This window comes from Pseudomonas sp. 478, from assembly GCF_003254125.1.
In the GTDB taxonomy this organism is placed as follows: Bacteria; Pseudomonadota; Gammaproteobacteria; order Pseudomonadales; family Pseudomonadaceae; genus Aquipseudomonas.
Map to the genome: position 1 here is coordinate 371219 of NZ_QKZG01000006.1, position 14815 is coordinate 386033.

The 14815-nt window shown below is 59.5% G+C and carries 8 protein-coding genes and 1 rRNA gene; 1 reads left to right on the forward strand and 8 read right to left on the reverse strand.

Going from position 1 to position 14815, the window contains the following annotated elements; all coding sequences use genetic code 11:
• Positions 1–7 precede the first annotated feature (7 nt).
• Positions 8–1534 (reverse strand): CoA-acylating methylmalonate-semialdehyde dehydrogenase, encoded by a 1527-nt coding sequence (locus DFS28_RS15495; protein ID WP_033058216.1) that lies wholly within the window; start codon positions 1532–1534, stop codon positions 8–10.
• 163 nt (positions 1535–1697) lie between these two features.
• On the opposite strand from DFS28_RS15495, the gene DFS28_RS15500 reads away from it, so the two are divergent.
• A complete protein-coding gene (locus DFS28_RS15500) occupies positions 1698–2645 on the forward strand; it encodes a LysR family transcriptional regulator (protein WP_102616410.1) in 948 nt (315 codons plus the stop codon).
• Here DFS28_RS15500 and DFS28_RS15505 read toward each other — a convergent pair.
• The 7 genes from DFS28_RS15505 to rrf all read right to left on the reverse strand — a co-directional run bounded on the left by DFS28_RS15505 (position 2642) and on the right by rrf (position 14623).
• Positions 2642–3145 (reverse strand): OmpA family protein, encoded by a 504-nt coding sequence (locus DFS28_RS15505; RefSeq protein ID WP_008149111.1) that lies wholly within the window; start codon positions 3143–3145, stop codon positions 2642–2644. The genes DFS28_RS15500 and DFS28_RS15505 overlap by 4 nt on opposite strands.
• A gap of 5 nt (positions 3146–3150) precedes the next feature.
• Positions 3151–4419, reverse strand: coding sequence for a diguanylate cyclase domain-containing protein (locus DFS28_RS15510; RefSeq protein ID WP_111450501.1), 1269 nt, complete (start codon positions 4417–4419; stop codon positions 3151–3153).
• Positions 4416–4991 (reverse strand): YfiR family protein, encoded by a 576-nt coding sequence (locus DFS28_RS15515; protein ID WP_111450502.1) that lies wholly within the window; start codon positions 4989–4991, stop codon positions 4416–4418. Before DFS28_RS15515 ends, DFS28_RS15510 begins: the two co-directional genes overlap by 4 nt.
• Positions 4992–5110: 119 nt before the next feature.
• Positions 5111–7219, reverse strand: a complete 2109-nt coding sequence (gene recD, locus DFS28_RS15520) for an exodeoxyribonuclease V subunit alpha (protein ID WP_111450503.1) — start codon at positions 7217–7219, stop codon at positions 5111–5113.
• Positions 7216–10902: an exodeoxyribonuclease V subunit beta gene (recB, locus tag DFS28_RS15525; protein WP_111450504.1), complete on the reverse strand. Its 3687-nt coding sequence runs from the start codon at positions 10900–10902 to the stop codon at positions 7216–7218. Before recB ends, recD begins: the two co-directional genes overlap by 4 nt.
• Positions 10899–14351, reverse strand: coding sequence for an exodeoxyribonuclease V subunit gamma (recC, locus tag DFS28_RS15530; RefSeq protein WP_111450505.1), 3453 nt, complete (start codon positions 14349–14351; stop codon positions 10899–10901). The genes recB and recC overlap by 4 nt, the downstream gene beginning before the upstream one ends.
• Before the next feature lie 156 nt (positions 14352–14507).
• A 5S ribosomal RNA gene (gene rrf, locus DFS28_RS15535) occupies positions 14508–14623 on the reverse strand.
• Positions 14624–14815: the final 192 nt, after the last annotated feature.

The window sequence follows — 14815 nt, forward strand, 5'->3', positions numbered from 1 at the left end:
CGGCTCCTTAACGCAAGTTAATGGTGGTGTTCACACCGTCGTTGACGCTGTTGTCATCGAACCAGCGACTGGTGACAGTCTTGGTCTGAGTGTAGAACTGCACCACTTGCTTGCCATACGGACCGAGGTCGCCGAGTTTGGACCCGCGCGAACCGGTGAAGCTGAAGAACGGGACCGGCACCGGAATCGGGATGTTGATGCCGACCTGGCCGACGTCGATTTCAGTCTGGAACTTACGCGCCGCTGCACCGCTTTGGGTGAACAGGCCAGTGCCGTTGCCGAACGGGTTGGCGTTGACCAGTGCGATGGCCTCATCGAGGGTATCGACTTCCAGCACCACCAGCACTGGACCGAAGATTTCCTGGGTGTAGATCTGCATCTCTGGGGTTACGCCGGAGAACAGGGTCGGGCCGACAAAATTGCCCTTCTCGAAGCCTGGAACCGTGATATCGCGACCGTCCAGTTCCAGCTTCGCGCCTTCCTTGATGCCGCTCTCGATCAGATCCAGAATTCGCGCCTTGGCCTTTTTGGAAATCACCGGGCCAACATCAGTGCCCGGCTCACTGCCGGCATTCACTTTGAGTTTCTGCGCCAGCGCCTTCAGGTCAGGCAGCCATTGCTTGGCCGCGCCCACCAGCACTACAACGGATGTGGCCATGCAGCGTTGCCCGGCCGCACCGAAACCAGCACCGACCAGCGCATTGAGCGCTTGTTCGCGGTTGGCATCCGGCAGCACAACGGCGTGGTTCTTCGCGCCCATCATCGATTGCACGCGTTTGCCGTGTTTACCGGCCAGGTCGTAGACGTGAGTGCCGACGGCGGTCGAACCGACGAAGGAAACAGCCTTGATATCCTTGTGGGTGCAGAGCGCATCCACCACGTCTTTACCGCCATGAACGACGTTGAGCACGCCCGCCGGAACACCGGCCTCGATCGCCAGTTCCACCAGCAGCATGGTCGACATCGGGTCCTGTTCAGACGGCTTGAGCACAAAGGTGTTGCCACAAGCGATGGCCATCGGAAACATCCACAACGGAATCATGGCCGGGAAGTTGAACGGGGTGATGCCGGCGCAAACGCCGATTGGCTGACGCAGGGTGTAGGTGTCGACGCCGCCAGCAACGTTCTCGGCGAACTCGCCCATTTGCAGGCTGCCGATGGAGCAGGCGTGTTCGACCACTTCCAGGCCGCGGAAGATATCGCCTTCAGCGTCGGCGATGGTTTTGCCTTGCTCGTTGCTGAGCACCACGGCGATGCGCTTGGAGTGTTCGCGAATCAACGCCTGGAGCTTGAGCATGATGCGCATCCGCGCGCCGATCGGCGTCAGCTTCCAGGTCTGGAAGGCGCGATGGGCGGCACTGATCGCAGCATCGACTTCCTGTGCGGTGGCGAACGGAACTTTTGCCAGCACTTGCTGGGTCGCCGGGTTGACGATGTCGTGCCACTCGGTGGTTTGGGACTCGACCCACTCGCCGTCGATCAACAGTTTTACCGTTTGGACAGTGGTTTCGTTTGGCGTGAGCGAAGCGTTCATGTTGGGTCTCCGGGAAGTTGTTCTTATTTAGAGAGCTATCTGTATAGCCAAGGCGAGACTGTCGCCTTGAGACGAGACGTGTGTCGCGAGTTGGTTCTCGGACTGTTTTTGGAGTATAGATGTGCAAACTTCTAATAAGAACGCACATAAAAGCCGGTCCATCATGCAAAAAAACATCACGTCTCTAGGCTCGTTGAACTGGGATGACCTCAAGTTTTTCCTTGAAGTCGCCCGCACCCGCAAGGCCAGCACCGCAGCCAAGCGCCTGGCGGTCGACTACACCACGGTGTCGCGGCGCATCAGCTCGCTGGAAGCGGCATTGGGCACGTTGCTGTTCGAGAAATCCCGGACCAGCGGTTTTGTCCTGACTGCCGAAGGCCAGCGGTTGCTCGGTTATGCCGAGTCGATCGAAAGCACGCTGCACATGGCCTGTGAGCAGGTTTCAGGTTCTGGCGTTGCCTTGTCCGGGCATGTGCGCATGGGCTGCACCGAAGGCTTTGGCAGCTTTTTCATCACCCCGCAGCTGAGCCATTTCGTCGACGCCTACCCGGCAATCTCCGTGGACATCCTGCCGCTGCCGCACTTCATCAGCCTGTCCAAGCGCGAGGCGGACATCGTCATCGCCCTGGAGCGCCCGGAGCATGGTCCATACGTCTGCTGCAAACTCTGCGACTACAAATTACAGCTCTACGCGACTCAGGATTATCTCGACAAGCACCCACCGATCCGCCGCCCGGCTGACTTGGGTAAACATTCATTCATCAGTTATGTCGACGATCTGGCGTTCAGCTCGGAGCTGTTGTACCTGGCGAATGTGTTGCCCGGCGCCAGTGCCAACCTGCGCAGCACCAGTGTGATTGCGCAATTCGTGGCCGCACAGCAAGGGCGGTCGCTGGCGATTCTGCCGTGCTTCCTGGCGGCCCAGGATCCGCGATTACTGCCGGTGTTGCCGAAGGAAATCAACATCACTCGACAGTTCTGGATGTACTGCCGCGAAGACCTGCGCAAGCTCAAGCGGATCACCCTGTTGTGGGATTACATCCGGGAGGTGACTGAGCGGAATCAGGGTCTGTTGATGGGGGAAAGTCGCGAGACCCTGTTCGCCGATTAGTCGGCGCTCACCACGATCGACACCCGGCGGTTCTCGGTACGACCGGCCGGCGTGTTATTGGAAGTAACCGGTTCACTGCTGCCGAGGCCGCGCAGCTGGATGTTTTGTTCTTTCATCCCGACAACGGTCAGCACCTTGCCGACGCTTTTTGCGCGGCGCAGTGAGAGCTGTTCGTTGTAAGACTCTTTGCCTGACGTATCGGTGTGGCCGTCGACCCGTACTCGCTCTATTCCGACACCCAGCAACGCCTTGCCGATACGCTCGACGATGTCGGTACTGGCAGGGTTGAGGCTGTCGTCGTCACTGCCAAACAGCACTTTGCCGGACAGGCCAAAGGCCCAGCCCTCGTCGGTCAATTCGAAACCTTGCTGCTTGAGCACAGCGACCTGCGCCGGGGTCAGGCCTTTTTGCGGCGCCGTCTGGCAACCGGTCAATGCCAGCAAGGCCATCAATAAGGTGAACGTGAAAAATCGCAGGGAACGCCGGGTCAGTGAGAACACAAAAATTAGCTCCTGGTTTGAACATCGGCGACAGGGTGCTCCGACCCTGCCGTGTGCTGTGCGCCTCGGGAAAGGCGCTTGGCTTGGTACATGGCCGCGTCGGCGGCGTTAAGCAAAGCACCCGGTGTGGTCCCATGGTCGGGGTACACGGCGATGCCGATGCTGAGTGAAGTCAACACCTGGATATTGCCCGGCAACGGAATCGGTACTTCCATGCTGGCGATGATTTTGTCGGCAATCCACTCGGCGTCCTCGATCCTGTGCAGCGGCGTCAGCAGGACGGCAAATTCGTCACCGCCCAAGCGTGCCACCAGATCCTCTTCACGCAGTTGCGCTCGAACCCGATTGGCCACGGCCACCAACACCGCATCGCCAGCGGCATGACCGAAACCATCATTGATCTCCTTGAACCGGTCACTGTCGAGAAACAGCACCGCCACTTGCTCATTGAGCTTGTTGGCGTTACGCAGCGCTCGAATCAGCCGGCCTTCGAAAAACGCCCGATTCGGCAACCCGGTGAGGCTGTCATGGCTGGCTTGGTGGGCCAGGGTTTCGTTTTCGCTTTGCAGGTGGGTTTGCCAGGATTCGAGTTCATCGAGCAAGGCATTGAAGTCATTGCCCAGGTTGTCGAGTTCGGCGATGGCGGCGGGTGGCACACGTTGATCGAAGGCTCGCTCGCTGCGGGCGGCGTGAGCCACAAACGCCAGGCTGCGCAATGGGCCAGTGATTGCGCGAAGTTGTCGGCGCGCCAGATAGAGCGCCACCCAGGCACTGACGGCCGTACACAAGACGATGCCGACCAGACCGCTGAGCAAAAATCGCAACAGGCTGCCCCCGTGACCGGTGAGCTGAATGCTGCCGACTTCCTGACCTTGATGGACGATTGGCATGCTGATCGGTTTTTCCAGAAAGGCCTTGGCAATCTGCATTTCGAGATCAGAGAACAAGCCCGTTTCCGGCCGTTCCCAGCGAGCCAGCAACGTGCCTTGTTCGTCCAGCACTTGGGCATCGGCCACTTCTTCGGTGGACGCAATCAATGCCAACGCTTCGCTAGCGGCAGACTTGTCGTTGAACACCACCGCGGCTTCCACGGTGTAATTGATCGAGCGCGCAATCAGGTGCAAATTGTGGTCGGCATAGACCCGCAAGGCCAGTACGCCGAGCAACGTCAGCGAGATGCTGGCCATGGCCACGGCCACGAGTGCGACGATCAAATGTCCGCGCCCGATGACCGAACGCAAGGTTGGGCGGCTACCCGGCTTGAATAGACTCATGGCGCCGCCGGCTTGCGGCGGGACAGTTGCAGCACACTGGGGTGAATACGCACGCCGCTTCGGGCGACGGAGTCGAGGTTGACTTCAAAGGACACTTGCTCATCGCTGACCCGCAGGCAAAACAGACTGCCGACGGTGCAGGGGTCGTCGCGTTCGCTGATGCTCAACACCGGGCGCCCTGCCAACGAAGCGAATAGCCGGCTGCGTTCATCACTGCTCAGTTTGCCGATATACACCGCATCGCACTCACCGGTAATCGATGGGTTGCCGGCCAAAAGACGTCGCACCGTGACGGGACGACCGGTGGCCTGGGTCGTGCCTTTGACCAGATCGTCGGTGTATTCGGTGGGGCCCACAATGCACAAGCGCAGTTGTGCTGGCTCAACAGGCCAGCGGGCATAACTGAGAATCCCGAGGACCACCTGCGTGACGGATTTTGCGCGCTGATCGGCCATGCTCACAGGCGTTTGCGACTGAGCGAAAACGATGCCGGTGAACAAACAGAGAAGGCCGGCGAGCAGCACGTGTTTGCACCCGATAACGCGCTGTGTCGTCCAGACAGCGACCTTCATGCAGGGATTCTCTTCGATCGTAGCGAAATGATGCCGCAACGATAGCACAGCGTTCAGACGCCAGCGAGGCCGCGTCCTACGGCACTTCGGTCAGTTTCCGACGCTTGGCACCGTCCTTATCAATCCCTTGATTCAACCCCCTCATCCAGTTCCAGCATCAACCCGCTCAAGCGTTTGACCTTGCGCCTCACCGCCTCTTCGAATACGCCAGTACGCGGCTCGATCAGGGTGAACCAGTTTTTGGCCCGGGTAATCCCGGTATAGATCAACTCCTTGGTGAGTACAGGGTTCAGGGCATCCGGCAAAATCAACGCCGTGTGGGCAAATTCCGAGCCCTGGGATTTGTGCACCGTCATGGCATACACCGTTTCGACATCATTGAGCCGGCTCGGCAGTACAAAACGTACGCCGCCCTGACCATCATTTCGCGGGAACGCCACACGCAACACCTGCTTCCCAACCTCTGGCCCCTCGCGTTCCGGCAGCTTGAGGGCAATGCCGATATCGCCGTTCATCAAACCCAGGCCATAGTCATTGCAGGTCATCAGCACTGGCCGGCCTTCGTACCACTGCTGGTCGCTGTCGATCAGCCGGGCCTTGAGCAGCGCGGCGGTCACGCGTTGATTCAAACCTTCAACGCCCCACGGCCCTTTGCGTACGGCGCACAACAACTGGAAGGTGTCGAAGGCTTGCAGTACCTGGCGGGCCCAATCGGTCCAGCAGGGATCATCAAGCGTGCTGTCGAGCGGTGGCCGCAGGCTGCGCAACAGACTCAGGTAATGCCGATAACCCTGCGGTCCATCGCCATGCCCCTCAAGCAGCAAGCGCTCCAGCGCCCGGTCCTGCTCCCCCTTGAGGGACAAGGAAAACACGTCGTCATGGCTTCCAGCCGCCAACAATTTGCGAGCTTGTTCGGGTTGCTGCTGGTTGACCCAACGGGCCAGTTGGCCGATACCGCTGCCCTCGCCGAACCGACGTGAATGACGCAGCATCACAACTTGCTGGGCCAGTGGATGAGTGCCCTGAGTGTCTTCCTGCAAACCGCTGGCATCCAGGCTTTCACCACTGACCGCTTGCAGCCACAGGCGAGTCTGTGGGCTGTACCAACCGGCCTCGGCGTCGCGGCACAGGTCACCCAGCACGGCGCCGGCCTCCACCGATGCCAATTGATCCTTGTCACCAAGCAGCACCAGACGGGCATGGGCCGGCAATGCATCGAGCAGGTTGGCCATCATTTCCAGATCGATCATCGAGGCTTCGTCCACCACCAACACATCCAGCGGCAAGCGATTACCGGCGTGGTGACGGAAGTGTCGAGTACCGGGACGACTGCCGAGCAGACGGTGCACGGTGGTGACGTCTGACGGGATCTTCACTCGTACGGCTTCATCGACTTCCAGGGTTCTGACCTGCTGACTGATGGACTCCGTCAGTCGGGCGGCAGCCTTGCCGGTGGGTGCCGCGAGACGGATGCGCAGTGGCTTGCCCGCCTCCACCGCTGGCGCCTGGAGCAACGCCAGCAAACGCACGACCGTCGTCGTCTTGCCGGTCCCCGGGCCACCGGTAACGATGCTGAATGCGCTGCGGGTGGCGAGGGCGCAGGCGAGTTTCTGCCAGTCAATCACTTCGCCAGGCTGGGCTGGGCCGAACAAACGGGTGAGGCGTTGGGACAGATCATCCGGCGTGGTTTCGTGTTCGACCAGGCGTTGGCGCAGCGAGGTGTCGATACGCCGTTCGTAGGCCCAGTAGCGACGCAAGTACAGGCGTTTGCCCGATAACACCAATGGCCGATGTTGCGCCGCCTCACGACCGTCGACCGCCAAAGCGACCAGACTGCTGGAGGCCAGGACCTTGCACCAATGGGCACCGTCCAGCGCCTCAAGCAATTGCGACGGCAACAACATCGCGCCACTTTGCACGTCACCTTCCGGTGGCAGCGACAGGGCGAAGTCCGGTTCCTTAAGCGTCTCGAACAGATCCAGGCACACATGACCGTGGCCCAGTTGATGACTGGCCAACGCAGCGGCCAGCAGCACCAGTGGATCATCGTCGGGAGCGAGCTCGTGAAGAAAGGCAACGAAGGCTTTATCCAACGCTCGCAGCCAGCCACGCTCAACCCAGCGCGTCAGCAATAGCAGCAAGTCATCGGCACGACTCAACGGCGCCAGATCCGCCAGGCTTTCGGCTGTCAACGAAGTGGGCAGCAAATCAGCGAAGGTGCGACTCATAGCAAAACTCCCTGTTCCCAGGCGGGTTCGGCCTTGGGTTCTGGCTTGCCCTGGAACAGCCGGTCCAGACGCTCGATCAGCTCTCGTGGTGGACGGGCAAAATACACGCCTTGGCTGGGCGCACGCGTGCCACGCAGGAACAGGTACAGCGCACCGCCGACATGCCGGTCGTAATCGTAATCGACCAGTCGCGCCTTGAGCTGGCGATGCAGGGCCAACAGGTACAGCACGTATTGCAGGTCGTAACGGTTGTCGAGAATCGACTGCTCCATGGCCTGCTCGGTATAGGCCGCGTCATCGACGCCCAGCCAGTTGGATTTGTAGTCGGCAACGTAGTAGCGGCCGTCGTGCTCGAACGTCAGGTCGATGAAGCCCTTGAACATGCCATTGAGCAACACCGGCTCGGCAGCCACCCGGGCCACCCCGTTGTGGGTGTATTGGCGCACCAGTTCATCGAGTTTGAGCACATCGACTTTATGACTGGCGAACCAGAATTCCATCTCGACCCGGTACTGGGTCAATTGCTCGAATACCACGGGAGCCTGCCCGCCGCCGATATGCAGCGGGGACGCAAGCAGGTGCTGCAGCCAGTCGCTCAGGGCGGTTATCCAGCCTTCCCAGCCACGTCGATTGCAACGACGGGCAATGGCGTCTTCCACCGCTTGCGGGGTGGCAGTGAAACCTTCGTCACCGGCCCACTCGAGCAAACCATGGAGAAAGGTGCCGGGGTTCGGGCCACGAGGGAATCGATGGATGTCAGCGCCGCCGGCCACCACTTCGCGTGGTGCCTGAGGATCGAGGCGTTCATCGTCGAAGAGCTTTTGCGCTTGCGGGCTCTCCGGCGCTTCATCAGTGCCCACGCTCATGCTGTCGCCAATGCGCAGGGCACTGTAGGAGGCAATCCACCAGTTTTCGCTGGCCTTGCGCTTGGGTATCAGCGGAGCCAGTAACGTCGCATCGTTGCGTGGTGGATGGTAGTGCTCGACTGTCGCTTCAGGCATTTCACCGTAGCTCAGAGCAGGACAGTCCTGCTGCAGGTCTTCCAGCCAACGCTTCAAGCCTGCAGACTCGGCCAATGGCGCTCCGCCGCCCAGCAGATAGCCCAATGCTGACAAGTGCAGCACCGAGCTGTTGTTATTGCCGCGCTTGAGATCCGTCACTCCGAGCCAGCAGGCGTGTTGCGCCCGGGTCAGGGCCACGTAAAGCAAACGCAGATCCTCGGCGAGACGCTCATCATCCGCCTGGACAATCAACTCGGCCGTCGGCCTCAAGGTCACTTGGGCCTTGCCCGTGGCGTCGTGGTAATGCAGCGGCAGACGGCTGCCATCCACCGGTTTCGCCGAGCAAATGAACGGCAGGAACACCAAGGGATACTCAAGCCCCTTGGACTTGTGAATGGTCACGACCTTGACCAGTTGTTCGTCGCTCTCAAGACGCAGGATCTGCTCTTCGCCGGCCTGACCGGACAACGCCAGATGCTCGGATAAATGACGGATCAGCGCTTGCTCACCATCGAGTTCGGCGGCCGCTTGTTGCAGCAATTCCGACAAGTGCAGCAAATTGGTCAGCACCCGCTCGCCGTCACTGCGCGTGATCAATGTCTGAGGTAGCTGGAAGTCATGCAGCAATCGCCGCAGCATGGGCAACACGCCCTGCTTGCGCCAGAGTTCGCGATAATGGCGGAACTGCATGACCCGAGCTTCCCAGGCCAGTTCGTCCTGATTCAGCCGCTCCAGTTCAGCCAGCGACAGGTTCAGCGTGATGCAGGCCAACGCGGCCCGCAGTGGACGCTCGACATCCGGCTCGGCACAGGCCTTGAGCCAGGTCAGTACGTCGTGGGCCTCTTGGGCGGCGAACACTGAATCCTTATCCGACAGATAGACGCTGCGCACGCCACGGGCGGAGAGTTCGCCGCGCACAGCCTGGGCCTCTTTACCGTCGCGGACCAGGATCGCGATATCCGCTGGCAACAGACCTCTGAAGTCCTTGCCGTCCTGTATGAAACCCGCGCGACCGTGCTGCCCACCGTTAAGCAAAGTGGTGATTTCACTGGCGCAGGCGGCGGCGAGTTGTTGTCGGTACACCGCGCCGGACAGCGGCTGATCGGCGGACAGGTGCCAGATGTTCAGGGCGGGCACGACCTGGCCGTCGATGTGCAGAACTTCTTTGCGCCCTTGGGATTCGACCGGCAGGAACGGTACCGGGTTCTCGCCGCTCTTTTCACGAAACAGGAACGCGCCCCGACCGGTTTCGCGAGACTCGGCGCGCTCGAACACATGGTTTACCGCTCTGACCATGCCATGGCTGGAACGGAAATTCGTACCCAGGGTATGCAGTCGGCCAGCAGTGGCCTGACGGGCGCGCAGGTAGGTGTAGATGTCGGCACCGCGGAATGCGTAGATCGCTTGCTTGGGGTCGCCGATCAGGAACAGACCGCATTCGGGGTTGTTGTCTTCGATGCGATAGATGCTCTCGAAGATCCGGTACTGCACCGGGTCGGTGTCCTGGAACTCATCGATCAGCGCGACCGGGAACTGCTCGCGAATCAGGGTCGCCAGCCGCTCACCGCCATCGGATTGCAACGCTGCATCGAGGCGTAGCAGCATGTCATCGAAGCCCATCTCCGCACGGCGACGCTTTTCTTCCTCGAACCGTGTACCGACCCACTGGGCGGCGTGCTGCAGCACGGCGGCATCAGGTGTCGGCAATCCATCGAGACTGGCCTTGAGGCCAGGCATGGCGTCCAGCCCGGGATGACTGGGTACTTCACCCTTCCAGGCTTCGGCCATACCCTCGGGAGTCAGGCGCGTGAATCCGGTGCCGATATCCAGTTGCTCAAGGGATTCGTCTTCAGCCCAGGCCCTGATCTTTTCGAACCAGGGTTCGAAATAGCGTGCCTGCATCTTGCGACCGTCGACGCTCTTGCTCGCAACACCCTGGTGACAGATGGCAAGCAATTCATCTGCCCACTGGCGCCAGGGCATCTTGAGCTCGAGCAAGGCTGCCCGTCGCTCTTGCAGACACGCCGTGATCAGCTCGGCAGGTTCTTTACCTTCAACACTGTCTCGCTCACTGGCGAACAAACCACGGACTCGCGGCAGCAAGGCTGCCGGACCACCCCAATTCCCACGCACCCAGTTCAGCGCATCACCTTGCATCGGGTAACAAAACAGGCGCCAGTAATCGCGCAGGACTTCGCCCAGCAAATCGCTGTGATCGGTTTCCAGGGTCTGGGTAAACAGACTGCCACTGTCAAACGCGTGCTCGCGCAACATGCGCTGACACCAACTGTGGATGGTCGAAACTGCCGCCTCGTCCATCCACTGAGCAGCGATGTCCAGACGGTTCGCGCAGCCGGACCATTGCTCGGGAAGGTACTCCTCACGAAGCTCCGCGATAAGGCTATCGGGCGCCGGTGTTTCATCACGGAAAAACCGTGCAGCTTCAGCGAGACGCGTGCGGATACGTTCGCGCAATTCTTTGGTCGCCGCATCGGTGAATGTCACAACCAGGATTTGTGGCGGCAACAGTTCACGTCCGAAGCCGCTCGACTCTGCGCCGTGGCCAAGGACCAGGCGCAGATAAAGCGCGGAAATGGTGAAGGTCTTGCCGGTCCCGGCGCTCGCTTCGATCAATTGGCTGCCGCGCAGGGGAAATGCCAACGCCAGAGGTTTTGTGATCATGCGCGCGCCTCCTCGCTGTTCAATGAACGCCAAGGCGCTTCAAGCAACGGCCGGTACAACGCGTTGCACCAATCCGGGAAGGTTTCGTCTGCGGCAAGCGAGTCGAAGTCGGCGAACTGCCGGGCGAGTGCCGGACTTTCGCGACGCTCGCCGTCGGTGGTCAGGCCATCGCCTTCATAGGCCTTGCGGGCTGCGGCCTGGGCTTTGACCGGATCAGTTTGACCCAGCCATGCGAAGCCGGTCTTCACCGCAATCGGCAGTGGTTGACGCATGCCCGTTTGCCAAGCCATTAACAGGTCGCCCAGAATCCGCAAGGCTGCATCCTCCGGCATCGGACCGAGCAGCAGACTGTCGTCGCTGGCCACCAACGCGGTGGTCATCGCCATACCACTGGCGCAGGCAACCAGATGATTGACCCATGGCCGTGTCAGCCGATGCCATTTGCGAGACTTGATTGAGCCGATGCTGTTGGGGATTGTCGTGACTGATAGCAAGCCACCATCCGCACGTTGATGCAGGCCGCTGAGCCAACCTTCCAGGCGCAGACCCAGCAACTCCAGACTCACTGGCAGAGCGTTGGTGAGCGGTGTTGGCCATAACGCCAAAAGCTGTTGGTAACGCTGCAACAGATCAGGCAACGGTTCGATCAACTCTCGCTGAAGGCATTCGCCGAACCCCGCCATGGGCAGAAGCCCACTGTTTTGCAGACGTTTTGCCTGTGCTTCCAGTACCTGGTCAGTGCTATCCAGATGCCTCAGCGCCGCTTCAAGCAAGCTGTCGCTGAGGCTGTAACGTTGCAACGCATCGAGTACAAATGGCTCTTCATCAGCCAAGGGCACTTCAGCCGCTTCGAAGTACACCTTCAGTCGTTGACTGAAGAAATGTCGTACAGGATTACGCAGGAAATCCTGCAGTTGACCGAGACTCAGCGGCTCTTCCTGAATGTAGGGATCAAGGACTTCGATATCAGTCGACGGCTCACTGGTTTGATGCAGTACCTGCCATTCATTCGCGTAGCTGAACAAGTCATCGCCTTCATGGAAGTAGCGGGCGCTGAACGGTTGCAGTGGATGTTCCTGAGTGATGGCCTCAATCAGATCTTCGTCGACATCATGCAGTCGCCAACCGCTGGCCAGATGATCTCGCAATTGGCCAATCAGTACCGACGCAGGGCGTTCACTGTTATCGCGAATGCTGCGACCGACCCAGCTGATATAGAGTTGGTCACGTGCCGACAACAGCGCTTCCAACAGCAGATAGCGATCATCTTCACGTCGGGAGCGATCGCCGGGGCGGTAGTCACTGCCCATGAGGTCGAAGTCCAGTGGCGGTTGTGCTCGCGGGTAGTCCCCGTCATTCATGCCCAGCAGGCAGACCAGTTTGAACGGGATCGCTCGCATGGGCATCAAGGTGCAGAAGTTAACCGCACCGGCCAGAAAACGCTGGGACAGGCGGCCCTGGTCAAGGCCGGCGAGCCAGGCTTCACGGACCACGGTCAACGGCAGTTCATCATGCAAGCCAACTGACTCGCAGGTCTCAAGCCAGGTTTCACGCAGCTCTTCGAGTTGGGCCAACACGTAGTCGTCATGCTCGTTACTGGCCAGGAAAAACAACTGAACCAGTGCATGCAATCGAAAGCCCCATTGCTTGGGAGCTGCGGGTAGAGAGAGCTCCTGGTGGGCAATCTCCAATGCGTCCAGCAGCGCGACCAAAGGCCCAATGAGCGCGGCATCCAGACCACCGATCTCGTCGTAGGGTTCGATACCCTCGCAGGCACTGGCACTGCCCACGGCATAACCGAGCAGCATCCGTCGCAGACCGAAACGCCAACTGTTTTGTTCCAGCTCCTGCGGCAGACCGAGACCCGCGCGCTGCTCGGCATTCATGCCCCAGCGGATGCCTGCGCCTTCGATCCAACGGTGCAGGGTCGGCAGATCGCGTTCCTCTACACCGAAGCGAGCGCGCAGTGCAGGAACATCCAGCAAATCGAGGATCTCGCTCACGGGGAAACGGCTGTCGGGCAACTTGAGCAGATGTTCGATAGCAATCAGTAACGGGTCACGACCACGTTGGCCTTGATCTGCGAGCGTGAAGGGAATGAAACGTGGATCGTGGCGTTCAAGTTGAGCAAATACCGCACGAATATGCGGTGCGTAACTGTCGATGTCCGGGACCATCACGATCACATCGCGAGGCCTTAATTCCGGATTAGCACTGAAGCGTGCAAGCAACTGGTCGTGGAGGATCTCCACTTCGCGCTGGGCGCTATGGGCAATGTGAAAACGGATCGACTCGTCCTTCGCCGGATCGACAGCTGGCCAGCGCTCGCGAGTCTCGTTCAAGGGACGCAACTCAAGAATGTCGTCCTGCAATTGATTGAGCATGTTCTGTGGCTGGCTATCGCTGAACAGGTCGATACGGCCATCGCGGAATGCCGAGCGATAGCTGTTGGGATCGTCGTAGCTGTCGAGCAGATTGATATAGTCCCGCCCCTGCTTGCCCCACGCCGCCAATAGTGGATGGGCATGCTGGTGAAGGGTTTGCGGGTCGAGCGCAACCGGCATTCCGCTCTTGCGAGCCTGACGCTTGTATTGATGCCGCAACAGGTCTTTATCGGCGACGATGTCTGCCCAATGGTGGCGACACGGGTTGTGTACGCAGAGCAGAACCTGGCTGAACCGGGCCAGCCCCGCCAGTGCTTCCAGGGCTTGAGCGGGCAGTGAAGAAATCCCGAAAACGATCACCCGTGAAGGCAATCCGCTGGGGGCTACGTCGAGGCTGTTGATGCGCTCGATGAACCGTTGATGGACGCCGGCTCGGCTTTGCGCCATGCCTTGTTCACCCACATCCAGCAACAGCGCACGCCACAACTCTGCCTGCCAGCAGTTAGCCGGGGTCAGCGGTTTGGTTTCGCCTCTGCCATTTCGTAATTGATGGCGACCTTCGGCCCAGTCTTCAAGCCAGTCGGCACGATACACCTGGTATTGGTCAAACAAATCCGCCAGCCGCTCAGCCAACTGATAGCGTTTGCGTAAATCGGTGTCATGGGTAAGGAAGCGTTGCAGCGGTTCGAAGTGCGGTTGATTGATCAACTGCGGAAGCAGACGCATCAGGCGCCAGGTCAAGGGAGCTTTATCGAGCAGGGATTTGACCGGGATTTCATCACGCCCAAGCACCATGCGATAGAGCTGCCACATGAAACTACCCGGTAACTGCACGTCGATGGCTGCTGCGATTCCGCAGCCACCCATGTCCTCGTCTTCAGGGTCTTCCGCCAGTGCCAGCTTCAGCCATTGGGCGATGCCGTTGCTCTGTACCAGGGCAATTTCATTTTCCAAAGGAGCCAGCGGGTAACGCCGCATCCAGCTGACCACCAGGCTGCGCAACACGTCCAGGCGGTTGCCGTGAACCACCATAAAACCAGCACTGAGGGACGTCGCGTCCGGCATAAAGGCTTCCTTGGAAAAATACAAAAGCTAGGGCCGAACCTTAGCATTGTCGGGAGACTGTGACAGCCGGGAGCCGTCCGGTATTGCTGTACGAACTTTCCTGCGGACAAAACAAAACCCCTACCTGCATACGCAGATAGGGGTTTCGGAATTTAATCTTGACGATGACCTACTCTCACATGGGGAAACCCCACACTACCATCGGCGATGCATCGTTTCACTGCTGAGTTCGGGATGGGATCAGGTGGTTCCAATGCTCTATGGTCGTCAAGAAATTCGGTAGCCAGGTCGTTTACCTTTCGGTTCACGCTCCAGCAAATGGGTATGCGATAGTTTGGTGTTTTGTGAGTATCTCGAACTTTCGGTTCGTTTCGTCTTCACACACCGCAATCTGATGCTCTTTCGAGTAGTCAAATTGCTTGGGTGTTATATGGTCAAGCCTCACGGGCAATTAGTATTGGTTA

Bases quoted from the DNA above. Each gene is read 5' to 3' on its own strand.
- DFS28_RS15495 (WP_033058216.1), bottom strand. From the start codon at position 1,534: ATGAACGCTTCGCTCACGCCAAACGAAACCACTGTCCAAACGGTAAAA.
- DFS28_RS15500 (WP_102616410.1), top strand. From the start codon at position 1,698: ATGCAAAAAAACATCACGTCTCTAGGCTCGTTGAACTGGGATGACCTC.
- DFS28_RS15510 (WP_111450501.1), bottom strand. From the start codon at position 4,419: ATGAGTCTATTCAAGCCGGGTAGCCGCCCAACCTTGCGTTCGGTCATC.
- DFS28_RS15515 (WP_111450502.1), bottom strand. From the start codon at position 4,991: ATGAAGGTCGCTGTCTGGACGACACAGCGCGTTATCGGGTGCAAACAC.
- recD (WP_111450503.1), bottom strand. From the start codon at position 7,219: ATGAGTCGCACCTTCGCTGATTTGCTGCCCACTTCGTTGACAGCCGAA.
- recB (WP_111450504.1), bottom strand. From the start codon at position 10,902: ATGATCACAAAACCTCTGGCGTTGGCATTTCCCCTGCGCGGCAGCCAA.
- recC (WP_111450505.1), bottom strand. From the start codon at position 14,351: ATGCCGGACGCGACGTCCCTCAGTGCTGGTTTTATGGTGGTTCACGGC.